Genomic DNA, 18,872 nt, shown 5'->3' on the forward strand with positions numbered 1-18,872 from the left:
CGGGTGTCGGTGACGTTCCACAGTCGCGCGGTGCCGTCGCTGCCGCCGGTGGCGAGCGTATGGCCGTCCGGGCCGAACGCGACGGCGTTCACTCCGGCGGTGTGCCCGGTGATCACGGTGCGCGCGATCGGGTGGAGCCGGTCGGTCACGTCCCAGAGTCGCGCGGTGCGGTCGCTGCTGCCGGTGGCGAGGGTGTGTCCGTCGGGGCTGAAGGCGACGGTGGTGATGCTGTCCCCGTGCCCCGTGAGGGTGGCCAGCGCGGCCGGACGGCCTGGGGCGGAGAGGTCCCACAGCCGCGCGTCGGTGCTCTCCCCGGCCAGGGCGAGGGTGCGGCCGTCCGGGCTGATGGTGCCGGCGAGGATGTTCCCGGCTCCCACGGCCCGGGTGGCGAGCAGGGCGGGACCGCCGGGGGCGGCCAGGTTCCAGAGCCGCAGGGTGCCGTCGAGGCCGGAGGTGACGAGCGTGCGCCGGTCTGGGGTGAACGCCGTGACGAGAACGCCGTCGGTGTGGCCGTCCAGCACGGCGAGGGACACGGGCCGGTCCGGGGTGGTGACGTCGTCCAGTTCGGCGGCCCGGTAGCTGCCGGTGGCGAGCGTGCGGCCATCCGGGCTGAAGGCCAGGGTGTCCACCGCCCCGGGATGGTCGGCCAGGATCGGTGAGCGCAGGTCCCAGACCCGGGACGTCTCATCGCCGCCGCCGCTCGCCAGATAAGAGCCGTCGGGGCTGAACGCCACGGCGTAGACGGTCGCGGCGTGGCCGCGAAGCACCGCGGGGTTGTCCCCGTCGGCCGGGTCGGCCACGTTCCACAGGCGGATGGTCCGGTCATAGCTGCCGCTGGCGAGTTGCCGGCCGTCCGGGGAGAACGCCAGCGCGACGACGCCGTTGCCGTGGCCGGCGAGGACGTGGGTGGTGCGGACGTGCCGGGGGTCGGTGACGTCCCAGAGCCGGATCGTGCTGTCGAAGCTCCCGGTGGCGAGCGTACGGCCGTCGGGGCTGAACGCGGCCGACAGGACGCGGTCGGTGTGCCCGCTCAGCTGGGCGAGGGCGGCGGGATGGTGCGGACGGGACACGTCCCACAGCCGTACGGTGTTCTCGTACGCCGTGGTGGCGAGCGTCCGCCCGTCCGGCCCGAACGCCACCGCCGCCAGCCCCTGCCGATGACCTGTGAGGGTCGCCGCGGCGACCGGATGGTGCGGGTCGGTCACGTCCCACAGCCGTGCGGTGCGGTCGTAGGAGGCGGTCGCGACGGTCCGCCCGTCCGGGCTGAACGCCACCGACCGGATGCCGTCGGTGTGTCCGGTCAGGACGGCCAGCGCGGCGGGGCGGTGGGGGTCGGCGACGTCCCACAGCCTGGCGGTATGGTCCCCGCCGCCGGTGACGAGCAGGCGGCCGTCCGGGCTGAACGCCACGGACGTCACGCCGTCGGTGTGCCCGGTGAGGACGGCCAGCGCGGCGGGGCGGTGGGGGTCGGCGACGTCCCACAGCCGCGCGGTGTGGTCCAGCCCGGCTGTGGCCAGCGTGCGGCCGTCGGGGCTGAAGACCGCGGCGTAGACGGCCGCGGTGTGGGCGGTCAGGCGCGTGGCGTATGGCGAGGCGGTGGTGCTGAGCAGGCTGCCGCGTGCCTCCGGCGTGGGGGCGAGGCGGTAGGCGGCCAGCGCGAGTTGCGCGGCGAGCGCGGGGTTCGCCGCGCCGAGGGCGGTCGCCTCGTTCGCCACCTTGCCCGACAGAGCGGAGTTGCGTTCGTCGCGGATGACCTGTCCGTTGTGCACGGCCACCCCGAGCGCCGCGCTCGCCAGCACCAGCAGGGCCGCCAGCGCGGCGGCGAGCAGCCGCAGCCGTTTGCTCCGGCGTCGGGCTGCGAACTGTTCGCGGTACTCGCGGGCCGCCGAGGCTTCGAGGAACTCCCGGACGAGCGGGGTGAGAACGGCACGCGGCCCGGCTCCGGCCACCCACTCGCGGGCGGCCGCCAGCCGGGTGCCCGAGTACAGCGCTGCGGGGTCGTCGCCCTCGCGGCGCCACGCGGAGGCCGCTTCGGCGAGGCGCCGTCCGACCAGCAGCCCCGCCCGATCGGCGTTCAGCCAGTCGTGCAGCCGCGGCCACGCCGATAACACGGCGTCGTGAGCGATCGACACGGTGTCCGTGTCCGCAGTGATCAGGCGCTGCTGGACGAACAGCGCCAGGACCTCGTCGACGGCGGACGCCGGGTCGGCGGGAGAGGGGTCCTCGGGCGCGTGACCCTCGGGGGGAGGACCGTCCGGGCCGAGGCCGGCCAGGGGTGGGCACGCGTTGGCGCGGACCTCGGTCATGGTCAGGCGACGGCGGGTGTCGGCGGTGTCCTCGGCGACGTGCACCAGGCTGAGGAACAGCCGCCGGGCCGTCTCCCGCTCTGCGGCGGTCAGCGATCCGTAGACGGCCTCGGCGGTGGCCGCGACCGCGCCGTCGATGCCGCCGACCGCCCGGTAGTCGGCGATCGTCAGTCGCCGGTTCCGGCTGTGGTCCCACGTGCTGTAGAGGGCGTGCGAGAGCAGGGGGAGGGCGCCGGCCTCGTTCGCGGCCGAATCGGCGCGTCGGCGTGGGGCGACCTCCCGCAGCAGAAGCTCGACCAGGCCGTCCTCGATGTCCAGGCGCGCCTGCCGGGCCGGCGCGGTGATCACCTCCCGAAGTTCGGCCTCGCTCATCGGGCCCACGGTGAACTGTCCGCCTCGTACCGCGGCCTCCAGCAGCGGCCGGCGCAGCGCGTACCCGTAGAAGTCGGCCCGCAGCCCGACCACGACGACGGCGCCGGGCCGTTCGCGGGCGGCGGCGTCCAGCGCGGAGATGAACCGCTCCTGCTCCTCCTCGTCGGACCCGGCGGTGAACAGCTCCTCGAACTGGTCGACCACGATCAGGCGCCGGGTGCCCGGCCGGTCCGCCGCGGCCAGTGCGGCGACCGGCGCGGACCCCGGAGTCAGCAGGACCACGGGCCACTCCGCGGACTCCGGCAGCGCGCCGCCGCGCACCGCCGCGACCAAGCCGGCATGCAGCAGGGACGACTTTCCCGCCCCGGACGGCCCGACCACGACCCGGACGCCGTCGCCGTCCACCCCGCCTACGAATTCGAGCAGCCGGGCGAGAGCGGCGTCGCGGCCGAAGAACCATGCGGCGTCCTCGGCCGTGAAACCCTTCAGCCCCCGGTACGGCTCGGGGCCGCCCGGCCGTCTCCCGGGCTCCCGCCGGACCCTGACCCACGCCTCCAGCCACGCCTCGACCTGAACCGCGTCGTCCACCCCGCAGGTGCCCAGGACCTTGATCAACAGTTCCCGCGACGAGATGGAGGGCAGCCCCCGGCCGGCGAACCAGTCGCCGATCGTGCTGTGCGCGCGCCGTTCGCCGGTCCGCTGCGCCACCTGACGTACCGTCAGCCCGGCCGACTCCCGCAACCGAGTCAGCTCCCGGGCGAAATCCTCACGCGCGATGATCGCATTCGGATCAGCGTGTTCTCCCGATACCCCCACCCCGGAACCGCCCCTCAGAGTCTCCGAACGCGGCCGCAGGAGCCTCCTCTTGAAGGGACGGGGCTGTACGGCCCTGTACGGATAGTGCCAGACACCTTCGTCCCCGACGTCCGCACTCCGCAGAATCGGGTCACACCCCGGTGAGTCCACCGATTCCGGTAAACGCCGCAGCGGCGTCCGGGAACCGGTGGCGGTCGGTCCGGGGACCTCGGAGAAGGGACGACCCATGGACGGCAAGACGGCTGGAACCCTGGCGGCGCGACCGTTCGGAATGCGCTTCCTGCGCGCCTACGACGACGCGGCCGTGATCGACCTCACCGGCGCGGCGCCGGAGTACGACCCGCTGACCCAGATCAACTGGATCGGTACCGGGCAGGGGCGCGTCCCCGCACACCGCGACGTCCACATGGCCACGAGCACCCACACCCACGGGACCATGTCGGACTCCGACACGGACCACGACTAGCCGGACACGGTGCCACAGTCCGGTAGTCCGTGACCGACCAAGGAGGCGTCATGCGGCCGTTGGTCCTCGTCATCACCGAGCGCTGCGACCTGACCGCCGACCGGGTCATCGACCGGCTCCGGGCTCGTGGCATCGCCACGGCGCGCGTCGACTACGGCGACTTCCCCGCGCAGGCGGTGATGAGCGCTCGGCTCCATGAGGAGAGGTGGTGCGGAGAGCTCGTCGCCGACGGGCTCTCCCTCCGCATCGATGAGGTGACCGCCGCCTACTACCGGAAGCCGTCACGAGTCCGGCCGGCGGCCCCGCCCGGCAGAGCCGCGCGGGGCGAGGCCGTGCCGGGCGGGGGCGCGGCGGAGTACGCCGAGGAGTTCGCGGCGATCGAGACGCGGCATGGATTCGTCGGTGTCATCGAGGCCCTCGACTGTCGCTGGCTCAACCACCCCGCGGCCATCCGAGCCGCGGAATGGAAGCCGTCCCAGCTCCGCACGGCCGACCGTGCGGGTCTGGCGGTGCCCAGGACCCTGATAACCAACGATCCCGAAGAGGGGCGGCGGTTCGTCCGCTCGATCGGCGGCTTCGCCGTCTACAAGACCATGGCGGCGCACACCTACCAGGGGTCGGCCGACGGCCCGCAGACGGTGTACGCCACGGTCGTCTCCGCCGAGGACATCGACGACTCGGTCTCCGGGGCCGCTCACCTGTTCCAGGAGCCGGTGGTGAAGAGGTCCGAGGCGCGGATCACGGTCGTCGGGCACCAGGTGTTCGGCACGGAGATCATCGCCCGGTCGGAGGCCGCGAGGGCCGACTGGCGCAGCGACTACGGCCGGTTGGACTACCGGCCGATCGAGGTACCCTCGTCCGTCCGGAGCGGCCTGCTGAGGACGACGGCGTCCTACGGTCTGTCGTTCTGCTCGGCGGACTTCGCCCTGACCGAAGCGGGCGAGTGGGTCTTCCTGGATCTCAATCCCAATGGTCAGTGGGCATGGCTGGAAGCGGTCTCGCCGGACGACGGCTGCGGGCCGGTCACGGCGGCCATCGCGGACCTCCTGGCCGGATGCTGAACGGCGTGCGCAATGCTCGGTAACCGCGCCGCCGAAGAGAACAGATGCGTACAGACCGGCGTCGTGGATGCGGCTTTACCGAGTGATGAGTACGGTCCCGCCGGCAACAGGCGGACCTCGATTTCAGGCCTCGGTGCCCGATTCCGCCCGGGGCCGGGCGGCGGCGATCAGGCGGACGCAACGGGCCGTGTGCTCGGGGGTCGCGCCGATTCCGACGACCAGCTTGGTCCCGAGAGGCACCAGGTACCGCTCGACGGGATCGCCGTCGCCGTCGAAGAATCCGGCGATCTCCAGCAGCACGTAGCCGTGGATCGCGCTCCAGAACTGGGCCGCCGCCGAGTGCGGCTCCTCCTCACGAGTGTCGGCCGCCTCCATGACGCGTGTCACGGCGGTGACCAGCCGGGCGAACGCGGCCTGCCCCTCGGGAAGGTCGTTGCCGACGCCGGCCACGGTGAGGTCCTTGCCGCCCTGGCGGCCGCCCGGTGAGACCACCCCGAACATCAGCCGGTAGAGCTGGGGGTTGTCCAGCGCGTGGTCGCGGTACGCCAGGCCCAGCGCGAGCAGATCGACGACCGGATCGTCGCCGGGCGGGATCTCCTCCATGCGCCGGCCCAGCCGGATGAAGCCCTCCCGCACGATCTCCGTGATCAGCCCGCCCATTCCGCCGAAGTGCGTGTAGACCGCCATCGTCGACATGCCGACCTCGGTGGCCAGGCGGCGGGCCTGGAGGGCTTCGGGGCCGTCGGCGGCGAGGATCCGGATCGCCGCCTCCAGCAGGCGGCTGCGCGGATGCGCCTTGGCGGTGGATTCTCGTGGACTCACTCTTGCCATCCTCTCATAACGATGTTATGCCGGAAATAACGTTGTTATGTGCCAGCGGCAAGGAGAGACACGGATCATGGACAACCCCTTCCTCCAGGGCGGTTTCGCGCCGATCAGGCAAGAGGTCACGGTCACCGACCTGCCCGTCACCGGGACGATCCCCGGCCATCTCGACGGCAGGTACCTCCGTAACGGGCCGAACCCCGTCGGCGAGGTGGACCCCGACACCTACAACTGGTTCACCGGCGACGGGATGGTGCACGGCGTCCGGATCCGCGACGGACGGGCCGAGTGGTACCGCAACCGCTGGGTCCGTACGCCCCGGGTCGCCGCCGCGCTCGGCGAGGCGTTCTCCGCGCGCCCGAGCAGCGCCCCGCTGCACGGGATGGGCGCCAACACGAACGTGATCGGTCACGCCGGCCGTACGCTCGCGCTGGTCGAGGCGGGGCTTGCCATCCAGGAGCTCACCGACGAACTCGACACCGTCGGCGGCTGCGACTTCGACGGCACCATGCCCGGCGGCTACACCGCTCACCCGAAGCGCGACCCCGAGACCGGGGAACTGCACGCGGTCTCGTACTTCTTCGGCCGCGGCAACGAGGTGCGGTACTCGGTGATCGACGCTGCCGGGCACGCGCACCGTACCGTGGACGTCCGCGTCACCGGCAGCCCGATGATGCACGACTTCTCGCTCACCGAGTCCCACGTCGTGTTCTACGACCTGCCCGTGACCTTCGACGCGCGGCAGGCCGTGGAGGTCGGGGTACCGCGGTTCCTGCGCGCCCCCACCAGGCTGGTGATGTCCGCGCTCGTCGGGCGCGTACGGATCCCCGACCCGATCATCGCGGCGGCGGGACGGCGCGGCGGCTCGAGCGACCGGATGCCCTACCGCTGGAACCCGAGATATCCGGCGCGGATCGGCGTCATGCCGCGCTCCGGGGGCGCCGCCGACGTCCGGTGGTTCGAGGTGGAGCCGTGCTACGTCTTCCATCCGCTGAACGCCTACGACGACGGCGACACGATCGTGCTCGAGGTCGTCCGCCACACCAGGGTCTTCGACCGGGACCTGCGGGGACCGAGCGAAGGCGTGCCCACCCTGGCCCGCTGGACGGTCGACCTCGGCGCCGGCAAGGTCCGGGAGGAGCAGGTGGACGACCGGGCACAGGAGTTCCCCCGGGTGGACGAACGGCTCGTCGGCCGGCGGCACCGCTACGGCTACGCGCTCGCGCTGGACCGGGGCATCACGGCGTCGGACACGATCCTCAAGCACGACCTCGTGCGCGGTACGACCATGCGGCGTTCCTTCGGCGCGGGTCGCGAGGCGGGGGAGTTCGTCTTCGAACCGAACTCCCCCGACGCCGCGGAGGACGACGGCGTGCTGATGGGCTTCGTCTACGACCCGGCCACCGACCGTACGGACCTCATGGTGCTCGACGCGGGCAGCCTGGAGACCGTCGCCGCCGTCCATCTCCCCACGCGAGTGCCGGCCGGCTTCCACGGGAACTGGGTGCCGACCCGGTGATCCGGCTAGTCCGGCGGCGGAACGGGCTCAGCCGGTGTGGTCGACCGGGATCCAGACGCGCATCGGGCCCGGGTCCCGGTTGCCCCACAGGAGGTAAACGCGGCATCCCGAACGCCTGGCTGGCCGCGGGGCAGAGCGTCGCGGTGCGCAACCTGACCTCGTCGTACGACGCGGGCACCGGGGCGCGCAGCACGTACGGGGTGTCGATCGCGGTCACGAACCCGGGCGCCCGGGTGATCACCGTGACCGTCACCGGGACCCCGCCTGCCGGGCCCGCCTACATCTCGCTGCCGGTCTTCTACAGCTCCTCGGTCACCTCGGTGACCGGCGGGAGCTACAACGCCGGCACCCACACGGTGACGGCCACCGGCAGGACGGTCACCATCAACCTCGGCAACTGAAGGCACGTGCCCGACGGCCGGCCGCTGCGACGGCCGGCTGGACGGCCGATCGCCGGGCCGCCTGCGGCGGTACGGAGATCGCGGTGGTGTGAGTGTGACATGGGCGACATCCCGGGTCCCTGACAAGTAGAGTCCCGCTCGTGCGACTCCCCAGTTTCCTGATGGTGCGCAACGTGGACCCGCACCATCTGCAGCGGTACCTGCTGCCCCAAGAGGAGGATGCGGTCGTCATCCGACGTCACCCTGCCATGCTGCTCCGGCACATCGCGGAGGCGGTCCTCGGGCTGATCCTCGCCGGGGTGCTGAGCGGCCTCATCGCGCAGAGCACCGTGCTCACGGTGATCTGGGCCGTGTGGTTCCTGCTGCTCGGACGGCTGGCCTTCAAGGTGTACGAGTGGTCCGACGAGTTCTTCGCGGTGACCGGTGTCCGGGTGATGCTCGTGCACGGGCTGGTCACCCGCAGGGTCGACATGATGCCGTTGTCCAAGATCACCGACCTCACGGTCGACCGGTCGGTCTTCGGCCGGATGCTGGGATACGGCACCGTCGTCCTGGAGTCCGCCGGCCAGGACCAGGCGCTGTCCAAGGTGCGGTTCGTCCCCGAGCCCGAGGGGATCTACCTGCAGATCTCCGCCGTGGCCTTCGGGCACGGGGACGACTGAGCGGCCGCGTCACGCGATTAGGCCCGGGGGCCCGCGGAGCGATCATGTGTCCGAAAACCGGTTCCGGGAAACGCGTGCCGCTGCTGGTCTAGGCCGGTTACTGCGGCGATCCGTACGGTCGGCGGCGGGCGCCGGGCACGGCGTGCCCGGTGACGGAGAGACCGTCGATGACCCAATTGTTAAGAATATTGACAGATAACTGGGCCGGTCAGACCATGGTGCGCACGCGGATCCGTGCTGTACCCCGTCACCCGACGCATTCCATGTCCGTCCGCTCCGCCCGTCCCAGAGGCGGAGCGGCGGCTCCTCCCGCCATCTGGAGCCTTCATGCGACCATGCACGCCCCCGCGCGCGGTCCTCACCGCCCTCGCCATGATCCTCGCCGCGTTCGGCCTCGTCGCCGCCGGACCGACCCCGGCCCACGCCGCCACCCTCCCCGCCCACGTGTTCGCGCTCTACTTCGAGGCCTGGACCGGTGACGACCCGGCGACCCTCGCCCAGCAGTCGGGGAACAAGTACCTGACCATGGCATTCATCCAGGCCGCCACCAAGGGCTCGTGCACGGCGTACTGGAACGGCGACACGAGCATGCCGATCGCCGCGTCGACCTTCGGCTCCTCGATCTCCTCGATCCAGTCCGGCGGCGGCGACGTCATCCCCTCGTTCGGCGGCTACACCGCCGACGACACCGGCACCGAGATCGCCGACAGCTGCACGAGCGTCGACCAGATCGCGGCCGTGTACGAGAAGGTGGTCACCACCTACAACGTCACCCGCATCGACCTGGACATCGAGGACAACTCGCTGACCAACAGCGCCGGGATCGACCGGCGGAACAAGGCGATCAAACAGGTCGAGGACTGGGCCGCGAGCACCGGGCGCACGGTGCAGTTCTCCTACACGCTGCCCACCACCACGAGCGGCCTGGCCGACAGCGGCCTGGCCGTGCTCCGCAACGCCGTCTCCGACGGCGCCCGCGTCGACGTGGTCAACATCATGACGTTCGACTACTACGACGGCGCGACCCACGAGATGGCCAACGACACCAAGAGCGCGGCCACCGGACTGCACGGCCAGCTCGCCGGCCTGTATTCGGGCAAGAGCTCGGCCGAGCTGTGGAACATGATCGGCGTCACCGAGATGATCGGCATCGACGACTACGGGCCCGCGGAGACGTTCACCACGGGCGACGCCGCCACGGTGGAGAGCTGGGCGCAGAGCACGGGCATCAACACGCTGTCGTTCTGGGCGCTCCAGCGCGACAACGGCGGCTGCCCGGGCACGCAGGGGTCGGACAGCTGCTCCGGCGTCTCCCAGAGCACCTGGTTCTTCAGCCACGCGTTCGAACCGTTCAGCGGTGGCGGCGGGGGAACGCCCGCCAACGACTTCTCCCTGTCGCTGTCGCCCGCGTCGGCCGCCGTCAATCCGGGCGCTTCGACGTCGGCGACGGTGAAGACGGCCGTGACCTCCGGCTCCGCCGAGACCGTCGCGCTGAGCGTCACCGGCGCGCCCTCGGGGGTGACCGCGTCCGTCAGCCCGACCTCGGTGACCGCGGGCGGGTCCGCGACGCTGAACATCAGCACCACCTCGGCCGCCGCGGCCGGCAGTTACACCCTCACCGTCGCCGGGACCGCCGCGTCGGCGAGCCACAGCACCTCCTTCACCCTCACCGTCAACGGGTCGGGCGGCGGAACCGGCCTGGTCAACCCCGGCTTCGAGACCGGCTCCCTAACTCCGTGGAGCTGCCGGTCCGGCGGCGCGGTGGTCGCCTCACCGGCGCACTCCGGCGGGCACGCCCTCCAGGTGACGCCCACTTCCGACCAGACCGGGCAGTGCGAGCAGGCGGTGACGCTCCAGCCGAACCACTCCTACACCCTGACGGCCTGGGTACAGGGCTCCTACGCCTACGTCGGGGTCTCCGGCGGCGCCACCGCGAGCACCTGGACGACGTCCAGCGGCTGGACCAAGCTGACCGTCCCGTTCACCACCGGCTCGACCGGGAACGTGACGGTCTACGTCCACGGCTGGTACGCCCAGGGCAACGTCTACGCGGACGACTTCGCCCTGTCCTGACGGCCCCTGCCCAGCGGTTCCGGCCCCAACGGGCAAATCCCGATGGGGCCGGGCGCGCTCCGGGCTCGCATACCCCATGGGGTAGTACCGAAATGGATGACACGCCCTGCACATCTACCTGCTGCACGCCCCCGACTTCCTCGCCTATCCGGACGCCGGCCGGTCGGCGCGCCGGATGCGGCGGCCGGTGATGCGGCTCGGGACGACGCGGAGGAACAGCTCCCGCTCTCCGCCGGGCCACGGCTCGACGCCCGCGCGGCTCAGCGACGCGCGCTCCGCCTCGTCGTCCACGTGATGCGCGGACCCCTGGATGAGGACGCTCCAGCCCTCCCGGGCCGCCATATCGATCTCGTCGATCTCGAAGGCCACCTGATACTCGGCGTCGGAGATGCCCGTACGCAGGTCCTCGTCCATCGGACTGCCCGGCGCCGTGCGGAAGACGATCGATCCCTCGAAGAGCTTGTAGTTGACCGGAAGCACCGCCGGCCCGTACCTGCCGCTGTAGGCGATCCGGCCGACGCCGCCTGCTGAGATCAGCCGCAGACACTCGGCCTCGTCGAGCTGCTCGGTCACCCTCTGCTCAGCCATGGGCGACCCCGTGCGCGGTCGTCGCGGGCGAGGTACGGATCACGATCGGATCCTCCCCGTGACCGCGCGGAGGTAACCGTCGGCCGGACGGGTCAGGAACCCGACAGCCGCTCGCGGGCCTGCTCGAAGGAACGAGCGTGCCCGGCCTCGTCGTCGGCGTTGTGCGAGAAGGCCCGGGCCGCCTCGGCGTCGCCCGCCGCCTTGGCGCGCTCGGCGAAGGTCGGGTACATCGTCTCGGACTCGTAGCGCTCACCGGTGATCGCCTTGGTCAGGTTCTCGTGCGTCGTGCCGACGAGCCCGGCCAGGTTCGCGGACTCGGAGAGGTGCTCGTGCAACTCGACCTCGCCAGTGCCCCGGAACAGCCGTCCCACGGCCGGGTCCTGGGCGTGCTCCCCGTACAGGCGGTACTTGGCGTACGCCAGCGCCTCGCCGTGGATCGCTTTGTCGAGGTTCTCCTTCGTCCGCTGTGCCTGGACGTTGGGCGCACCGGCCGTGACCGTCACCGGGTGGACCTCCGGCGCCGTGGGGACGCTCCCGCGCCCGCTCTCGGCGACACCGAGGGCCGTGCCGAAGGCGCGGGCGTGTTTCGCCTCGTCGCCGGCGATCTCCGTGAAGCGATCCGCCGCGGCGGTGTCGCCGGCGCTCTCGGCCTCCCGGGCGAAGCCGGGGTACATCTGACGAGACTCGTGGTGCTCGCCGGCGATCGCGTCGCGCAGGTTGGCCGCGTCGTCCTTCACCTGGCCGCTCAGCGCGGCCCCCGACGCGAAGTGCTCGTTCAGTTCGACGTCGGCGGTGCGATCGAAGAGACGCGCCACGGCCGGCAGCCCCTCCCGCCGGGCCTGTTCGGCGTACAACCGGTAGGAGGCGTTGGCGTACGCCTCACCGCGCATCGATTGTTCGAGGTGGGCCCGCGTCTGCGGCGCCGGCGGGCCGACCGCCGTGCGGACCGACGGTGCGGAGGAGACGGCCGAGGCGGCGAACGCGCCGCTCGCCGAGGTTCCCAGTGTGATCACGAACGCACCGACGAACAGCGCACGCGTCGAAAAGGGTTCATGGAAGGACCTCCTCGCCGGACGGAAGACGTTCAGCGGCCTTGAAGAAGTGGCTACCCAGCGAGGCGCTCCATATCGGGCATCTATCCGAAAACGGTCACCTGGCCTGCGGCATGCTTTGCCGTTCGTGCGGACGCTCTCCGCCGCCATGCCTCGTACGGGGGTGTCCCCATTGATCCCGTTTGCCGGGGCTTGGGGATGCTCCCGCTGCCCGGTGTGTCCCGGCGCAGGGCGAGAACGGTCCGGCCGGGCACGCGACGGCGCCGGTGGCCGCGGCGCCATCCGGCCGGACCTGCGGCAGGCGGAGCCGCGTACCGCCGCGTGTGCGGTAGGGGTGATGGAAAACCGCAAAGATAATGCTTGATTGCGGGATTCCCTCAAAGTAGGGCTTGCCTTGCTGGAATCTGTCGGCCACGATGGGGCGATGGTCGATGAAGAGCCGCTCGGCGAGGTGGACCGCCTCCTGATGGCGGCGTTGCAACTGGACGGCCGCGCCCCCTGGCACGTCGTGGCGCGCGCCGCCGGCGTGAGCGAGTCGACGGCGCAGCGGCGCTTCGCCGCGCTGCGAGAGCGCGGTGCGGCCCGCGTCATCGGCGTCGTCGACGTGCTCCGCTGCGGGCTCGGGGTTCCGGTCCTGACCCGGGTGTCGTGCCGGCCGGGGACCGCCGAGAGCGTCGCCGCCTGCCTGGCGGCACGGCCGGAGGCGCGTTTCGTGGCGGTCGTGACCGGCGCCGCCGACGCGGTCGCCGAGTTCGTGGTGCCGACCCACCGTCACCTGACCCAGCTGCTGGCGCGGGACATGCCGGCACAGGATCAGCTCACCGAGAGCGAGACGTTCACCGTGATGCGGACGTTCACCGCCGCGCACGACTGGGATCCGGGCCTGCTCGACCCGGACGCCGCCGCGCTGCTCCGCCCCGAGCCGGTGCGTCCCTTCGAGGACCAGGTGTGGGAGCGGCCGCCGGACCGGCTCGACGATCTGGAGCTGGCCATCGCGGCCGAGCTCGGTGAGGACGGCCGGCTGCCCGTCAAGGAGCTGGCCGGCCGGGTCGGCGTCAGCGAGTCGACCGTGGCGCGCCGCATCGACTCGATGGTCGAGCGCGGCTGCCTGCGATTCCGCACGTTGGTCGAGCCGGTGCTCCTCGGCTTCGCCGTCGAGTTCATGCTCTGGCTCGACATCGAGCCGGCCTTCCTCGCGGCCGCCGGGCGTGAGCTGGCCTCCCGGCCCGGCGTCAAGTACCTGTCGGCGACCGCCGGCCGGTTCAACCTCTGCGGGCAGGTGTCCCTGCGGCACTTCGCCGACCTCTACGGCTTCATGACCGACGTCGTCGGCGCCCTGCCGGGTGTGCGGCGCGCCGACACGACTCTGCAGCTCGAAACGCTCAAGCGCGCCTGGGTGCCGACCGCGCCCGAGCCCCGGAAAGAAAGGAGTGGCCGTTGAACGCAACGATCGAACCCTGGCAGTGGGATGAGGCGACCTGGCGCGGCCATGTGAACCGGGTGCGGGCCGGCCGCCGGCTCGCACCGCCGTGGCCCGGCGGGGCGACGGTCGCGGTGGCGCTGTCGTTCGACTCCGACCACGAGACCATCCCCCTGCGGGAGAAAGAGACCCGGCCCGGCAAGCTCTCCCAGGGCGAGTACGGCTCGCGGGTCGCCGCGCCGCGGATCCTGGCCGCCCTCGAGAAGCACGGGGTGCCGGCCACCTTCTTCATGCCGGCGGTGTCCGCGCTGCTGCATCCGGAGGAGGCCCGCGACTACGTCGCGGCCGGCCATGAGATCGCCGCGCACGGCTGGATCCATGAGCGGAACATGCTGCTGTCGCCGGAGGACGAGCGCACCCTCGCCGTCCGCGCCCTGGACACCCTCGAGGAGGTCACCGGCGTACGCCCGGTCGGGGTGCGCACCCCCTCGTGGGACTTCTCCGACAGCACCCTGGCGATCATCCGTGAGACCGGGCTCGTCTACGACTCGTCCCTGATGGCCGATGACGAGTGCTACGAGCTCCTCGCGGACGGCGAGCCGACCGGAATCGTCGAGCTCCCGGTCGAGTGGATCCGCGACGACGCCCCGTACTTCATGATGGAGCGGTACGGCTCACTGCGCCCGTACACGCCGCCACGCGAGGTGCTGCGGCTGTGGTGCGACGAGTTCGACGCCGCCCGTGTCGAGGGCGGCCTGTTCCAGCTCACGATGCACCCGCACATCATCGGGCACCGCTCGCGGATGGTGGTGCTCACCGAGCTGCTGTCCTACGTCGGCGGTTTCGGCGACGTCTGGTTCGCCACCCACGCCCAGATCGTCGAACACGTCCGCACCGCGCTCACGGCTCCGCCGGACACCGAGCGGCAGGAGCCGGGCGCATGAGCCTCACACATTGGCGCGAAGGGACGACCGCCGCGGCGGCGGGCGGGCGGACGGTGCGGATGACCGCCAAGCAGCGCCGGGCGGTCGTCGCCGGGGCCGTCGGCAACACCGTCGAGTGGGTCGACTGGGCGGTGTACTCGGCGTTCGCGCCGATCTTCGCGACGCAGTTCTTCCCCAAGGGCGACAAGACGGCGGACCTGCTGGCGACCCTGGCGGTCTTCGCCGTCGGATTCGGGATGCGGCCGATCGGCGCGGCGGTGCTGGGGGGTTTCGCCGACCGGCGGGGCCGCAAGGCGGGTATGACGCTGACGATCTCGATGATGGCCGTCGCGGCCCTCGTGGTCGCGGTCTGCCCGCCGTACAGCGCCATCGGCATCGCCGCTCCGGCGGTGCTCGTCATCGCCCGCCTGGTGCAGGGCTTCTCGGCCGGCGGCGAGTTCGGCACCTCCTCCGCCTTCCTCATCGAGTCGGCGGCGCCGGGCCGGCGGGCGTTCGTCGGATCGTGGCAGCAGGTGTCCGTCGGCGCCGGCACGCTGATCGCCTCCCTGCTCGGCACCCTCCTCACCAGCACACTGAGCGACGGGGCGTTGACGACGTGGGGCTGGCGCGCCGCGTTCGCCGTCGGCGGCCTGCTCGGGCTCGTCGGCCTGTGGCTCCGGACGGCCGTCGAGGAGACCGACGCGTTCGCCGAGGTCGCCCGGAACCGTGAAGGCGACGCCCGGCCGAGGCCGCTCCGGGACATGGTGAAGAAGCATCCGCGAGCCGCGTGGCGCGTCGTGGCCATCACCATCGCGGGCACGCTGCTCTACTACATCTGGGTCAGCTACATGCCCGGCTACGCGCACGCCGCCGAGGACGTGCCGCTCAGCCGCGCCTTCCTGGCCAACACGCTGGCGATCATCGTCTTCCTCGTGATGCTGCCGTTCGGCGGGATGCTGTCGGACCGGTTCGGCCGCAAGCCGACGATGACCGTCTTCGCCGCCGGCTTCCTGCTGCTGTCGTGGCCGTCGTTCCAGCTCGTCGGGGGCGGCTTCTGGTCGCTGCTGGTCGTCGAACTGGCCGGGATGTTCTTCCTCGTCGGGTACTCGGCCAACTGCGCGGTCGTGATGGCCGAGCAGTTCCCGGCCGAGGTGCGCACCACCGGGATCGGCCTGCCCTACGCCCTGGCCGTCGCCCTCTTCGGCGGCACGGCGCCCTACGTCACGACGTGGCTGGCCACGCATGGGCACCGCGACCGGGTCTGGATCTACACCGCGATCGCGGCGGCCATCGGCGTCGTCGTCTACGCCACGATGCCCGAGACCAAGGGAAAGGAGCTCGAATGAGCCCGCACGTCCTCGTAACCGGCGCGGCGAGTGGCATCGGCGCCGCCGTCGCGGCCTCGTTCGCGGCGGACGGCTGGACGGTCACCGGGGTGGACCTGCGGGAGGCTCCGCTCCGCGCGTCCCTGTCGGGCCTCGCCGCGACGCCCATCGTCGCGGACCTGGCCGAGCCGGAGGCGCCGGAGGACGTCGTACGGCGGGCATGGGAGTCCGGCGGGCCCCTGGACGCGCTCGTCAACGCCGCCGGCATCTACCCGGCCCGTCCCTTCCTCGACCTGGACGCGGAGCTGTGGGACCGCGTCCAGGCGGTGAACGTGCGGGCGCCCATGCTGGCCACCCGCGCGTACGCCGAACTGGCCGTCGCGGCGGCCCGGCCCGGCAGCGTCGTCAACATCAGCTCCGGGGCCGCCCTGCGCGCCCGGCCCGGCGCGGCCCACTACAGCACGTCGAAGGCGGCGCTGGAGATGCTGACGAAGGCCGCGGCCGTCGAGCTCGGCGGCTCCGGCATCCGGGTGAACGCGGTCAGCCCGGGGTTCGTCACGGTCGACAGCGCGGCCAACCCGGTGACCGAGGAGTACGCCGCCGCGGTCTCGGTCAACCCGCTCGGGCGGCGCGGGCGGCCGGACGACATCGCCGCGGCGGTCCGCTGGCTGGTCTCGCCGGCCGCCGAATGGGTCACCGGCTCGATCCTGCGGGTCGACGGCGGCGCGTCCGCGGGGACGACCACTCTGCCCGCGCACTGGCCCGGGCTCACCGACGTCCAGGCGCCGGGAACCGGAATCGACGACAACGAAGGAGTGAAGGCGTGAGTTCTCGGGAGTACACCGTCGTGGGCGCGGGCGCGATCGGCGGCACCCTCGCCTGGCACCTGGCCGGGGCGGGACATCCGGTGACCGTCGTGGACGCCGACCCGGATCACGTGGCGGCGATCGCCCGGGACGGGATCATCCTCGAACGTGACGGCGTGCGGACCCCGCAGCCGGTCGCCGCGGCGTACACCCTCGAGCAGGTGACCGCGCCGCTCGGCCGGGTGCTGCTCGCGGTCAAGGCCCAGGCCACCCGGACCGCCGCCGAGTGGCTCGCCGGCCGGCTCGCCGCGGACGGCTACGTCGCCAGCCTGCAGAACGGCCTGAACGAGGAGCTGATCGCGGAGTACGTCGGCGCCGAACGCACGGTCGGCGCCTTCGTCGACCTGTTCGCCGACGTCGTCGCCCCAGGCGTGATCAACGACGGCGGCGCGGGCGCCATCGCGATCGGGGAGATGGACGGGGCTCCCTCCGCGCGGGTGCGCGACCTGGCGGCCGACCTGGGCGCGTGGGGGCCGGTCACGGTCACCGGCAACGTCGCCGGGTATCTCTGGGCCAAGCTGGGCTTCGGCGCCATGCTGACCGCGACCGCGCTGGCCGACGACACGATGGGCGACCTGCTGGACCGGCACCGGCCGGCCGCGCACGAACTGGCCCGAGAGGTCCTCGCCGTCGCGGCCGCCGAGGGCATCACCCTGGAGCCGTTCGACGCGTTCGAGCCCTCGGCGTACACCGACGGGGCGGACCCGGAGAAGGCCGCCGCCGCGACCGACCGCCTGGTGGCGTGGCTGCGCACGCAGACCAAGACCAGGAGCGGTATCTGGCGCGACATCGTGGTGCGTCGCCGCGCGACCGAGATACCGACCCAGTACGCGCCCGTGCTCGCCGCCGCCGACCGGCACCGGATCGACGTGCCCGTCCTGCGGGTCCTGCTCGGCCAGCTCGCCGAGGTCGAGGCCGACGTCTCCACCATGTCCGAGAAGCGCGTCGAACTACTCGACGCCGTCGCCGAGAGGGAGGTCCGATGAGCGCTCCGACGACCTCGACGGCGCTGGTGGAGTGGGTCCGCGACGGCGTCGGCGACATGCTCCGGGACCTGGAGGAGTACGTCCGGCTGGAGACGCCCAGCGACGACCCCGTCGCCCTCGCGGCCGGCCGGGACTGGGTGGTCTCCTGGATCGAGCGTCGCCTGGGCGCGCCGGCGTCCGCGCGCACCGAGCCCGGCGCTCCCCATGGTGACACGGTCGTCCTGGACTACCCGGGAACCGGCGCCGGGACCGGTGCGGGGACGGTGCTGATCCTCGCGCACTACGACACGGTGTGGCCGGTCGGCACTCTCGCCGAACTGCCGTTCGGCGTGGACGGTGAGGTGATCCGCGGTCCGGGCGTGTTCGACATGAAGGCCGGCCTCGTCCAGGCGGTCTGGGCGCTGCGCGCCATCCACGCGGGCGGGCTGGCCTGCCCGCCCGTGCGGTTCGTCCTGAACGGCGACGAGGAGATCGGCAGCCCGGCGTCCCGCCCGGTGATCGAGGAGTGCTGCCGCGACGCCGCCGCCGTGCTCGTGTTCGAGGCGAGCGCCGACGGCGCCGTCAAGACCGCGCGGAAGGGCGTGGGCCTGTTCGACGTGACGCTGACCGGGATCGAGGCGCACGCGGGCCTGGATCCCACGGCCGGTGCCAGCGCGGTGACGGCGCTCGCGGAGTTCGTCACCGCGGCGACCGCGCTGACGGACGTCGCGGCGGGCACGACCGTGAACGTCGGCGTGATCGCCGGGGGCACCCGCCCCAATGTGACGGCGGGGTCGGCCCGCGCCCACCTCGACGTGCGCGTCGCCGACGAGGCCGAGGCCGCGCGGGTCGAGCGGGCGCTGACCGCGTGGCGGCCGGCCGACCCGCGGGTGACGGTACGGCTGGACGGCGGCTGGAACCGCCCGGTCATGACCCGGACGCCCGCCGTGGCCGGCCTGTACGAGCGGGCCCGGGCACTGGCCGCGACGCTCGGGTTGGACCTGCGGGAGACCGCGGTCGGCGGTGCCAGCGACGGCAACTTCGCGGCCGCGCTCGGCGTCCCGGTGCTCGACGGGTTCGGCGCCGTCGGCGGGGGCGCCCACGCCCGGCACGAGCACGCCACCGTTCCCGGCATGATCGAGCGCTCCGCCCTGGCGGCCGCCGTGCTCACCTCGCTCGCCGACGGCGGCGCGGACCTGCCCGCGGCCGGGTGACCCGGCCTCCGGCGGGCC

General features: G+C 72.4%; 16 protein-coding genes. 12 read left to right on the top strand and 4 right to left on the bottom strand.

Going from position 1 to position 18,872, the window contains the following annotated elements; all coding sequences use genetic code 11:
• The coding region (locus AB0L00_RS32030; protein WP_364440799.1) for a WD40 repeat domain-containing protein at positions 1-3,386 on the bottom strand (3,386 nt) is incomplete at its 3' end.
• A gap of 334 nt (positions 3,387-3,720) precedes the next feature.
• Here AB0L00_RS32030 and tgmA point away from each other — a divergent pair.
• Both tgmA and AB0L00_RS32040 read left to right on the top strand, forming a co-directional pair.
• Positions 3,721-3,960 carry a putative ATP-grasp-modified RiPP gene (tgmA, locus tag AB0L00_RS32035; protein ID WP_364440800.1) on the top strand — a complete coding sequence of 80 codons (240 nt, stop codon included), beginning with the start codon at positions 3,721-3,723 and terminating at the stop codon, positions 3,958-3,960.
• A gap of 50 nt (positions 3,961-4,010) precedes the next feature.
• Complete coding sequence (locus AB0L00_RS32040) at positions 4,011-5,021, top strand: MvdC/MvdD family ATP grasp protein (RefSeq protein ID WP_364440801.1); 1,011 nt, start codon at positions 4,011-4,013, stop codon at positions 5,019-5,021.
• A 123-nt stretch (positions 5,022-5,144) separates the two neighbouring features.
• On the opposite strand, the gene AB0L00_RS32045 is transcribed toward AB0L00_RS32040, so the two are convergent.
• Positions 5,145-5,843: a WHG domain-containing protein gene (locus tag AB0L00_RS32045; protein ID WP_364440802.1), complete on the bottom strand. Its 699-nt coding sequence runs from the start codon at positions 5,841-5,843 to the stop codon at positions 5,145-5,147.
• Between the two features lie 76 nt (positions 5,844-5,919).
• Here AB0L00_RS32045 and AB0L00_RS32050 point away from each other — a divergent pair, with 76 nt between their 5' ends.
• From AB0L00_RS32050 to AB0L00_RS32065, 4 genes are all read left to right on the top strand, one after another.
• Positions 5,920-7,365, top strand: a complete 1,446-nt coding sequence (locus tag AB0L00_RS32050) for a carotenoid oxygenase family protein (protein ID WP_364440803.1) — start codon at positions 5,920-5,922, stop codon at positions 7,363-7,365.
• Positions 7,366-7,508: 143 nt separating this feature from the next.
• On the top strand, positions 7,509-7,766 hold the full coding sequence (locus tag AB0L00_RS32055) for a hypothetical protein (protein ID WP_364440804.1): 258 nt from the start codon (positions 7,509-7,511) through the stop codon (positions 7,764-7,766).
• Between the two features lie 140 nt (positions 7,767-7,906).
• Complete coding sequence (locus AB0L00_RS32060) at positions 7,907-8,428, top strand: PH domain-containing protein (protein ID WP_364440805.1); 522 nt, start codon at positions 7,907-7,909, stop codon at positions 8,426-8,428.
• Between the two features lie 327 nt (positions 8,429-8,755).
• Positions 8,756-10,501 carry a glycosyl hydrolase family 18 protein gene (locus tag AB0L00_RS32065; RefSeq protein ID WP_364440806.1) on the top strand — a complete coding sequence of 582 codons (1,746 nt, stop codon included), beginning with the start codon at positions 8,756-8,758 and terminating at the stop codon, positions 10,499-10,501.
• Between the two features lie 144 nt (positions 10,502-10,645).
• On the opposite strand, the gene AB0L00_RS32070 is transcribed toward AB0L00_RS32065, so the two are convergent.
• Positions 10,646-11,089, bottom strand: coding sequence for a pyridoxamine 5'-phosphate oxidase family protein (locus tag AB0L00_RS32070; RefSeq protein WP_364440807.1), 444 nt, complete (start codon positions 11,087-11,089; stop codon positions 10,646-10,648).
• Between the two features lie 92 nt (positions 11,090-11,181).
• Positions 11,182-12,102, bottom strand: a complete 921-nt coding sequence (locus AB0L00_RS32075; RefSeq protein ID WP_364440808.1) for a ferritin family protein — start codon at positions 12,100-12,102, stop codon at positions 11,182-11,184.
• A 463-nt stretch (positions 12,103-12,565) separates the two neighbouring features.
• Between AB0L00_RS32075 and AB0L00_RS32080 the strand changes: the two genes are divergently transcribed.
• Genes AB0L00_RS32080 through AB0L00_RS32105 form a run of 6 tightly spaced genes read left to right on the top strand, consistent with a single transcriptional unit; the run spans position 12,566 to position 18,854 of the window.
• Positions 12,566-13,582 carry an AsnC family transcriptional regulator gene (locus tag AB0L00_RS32080; RefSeq protein ID WP_364440809.1) on the top strand — a complete coding sequence of 339 codons (1,017 nt, stop codon included), beginning with the start codon at positions 12,566-12,568 and terminating at the stop codon, positions 13,580-13,582.
• Complete coding sequence (locus AB0L00_RS32085; protein ID WP_364440810.1) at positions 13,579-14,505, top strand: polysaccharide deacetylase; 927 nt, start codon at positions 13,579-13,581, stop codon at positions 14,503-14,505. The genes AB0L00_RS32080 and AB0L00_RS32085 overlap by 4 nt, the downstream gene beginning before the upstream one ends.
• A complete protein-coding gene (locus AB0L00_RS32090) occupies positions 14,502-15,830 on the top strand; it encodes an MFS transporter (protein WP_364440811.1) in 1,329 nt (442 codons plus the stop codon). Before AB0L00_RS32085 ends, AB0L00_RS32090 begins: the two co-directional genes overlap by 4 nt.
• Complete coding sequence (locus AB0L00_RS32095) at positions 15,827-16,636, top strand: SDR family oxidoreductase (RefSeq protein ID WP_364440812.1); 810 nt, start codon at positions 15,827-15,829, stop codon at positions 16,634-16,636. Before AB0L00_RS32090 ends, AB0L00_RS32095 begins: the two co-directional genes overlap by 4 nt.
• A complete protein-coding gene (locus AB0L00_RS32100) occupies positions 16,633-17,661 on the top strand; it encodes a 2-dehydropantoate 2-reductase (RefSeq protein ID WP_364440813.1) in 1,029 nt (342 codons plus the stop codon). Before AB0L00_RS32095 ends, AB0L00_RS32100 begins: the two co-directional genes overlap by 4 nt.
• Positions 17,658-18,854 (top strand): M20 family metallopeptidase, encoded by a 1,197-nt coding sequence (locus AB0L00_RS32105; RefSeq protein WP_364440814.1) that lies wholly within the window; start codon positions 17,658-17,660, stop codon positions 18,852-18,854. Before AB0L00_RS32100 ends, AB0L00_RS32105 begins: the two co-directional genes overlap by 4 nt.
• Positions 18,855-18,872: the final 18 nt, after the last annotated feature.

Origin of the sequence: Actinoallomurus sp. NPDC052308 (assembly GCF_040679195.1) — a bacterium.
Lineage (GTDB): Bacteria > Actinomycetota > Actinomycetes > Streptosporangiales > Streptosporangiaceae > Actinoallomurus > Actinoallomurus liliacearum.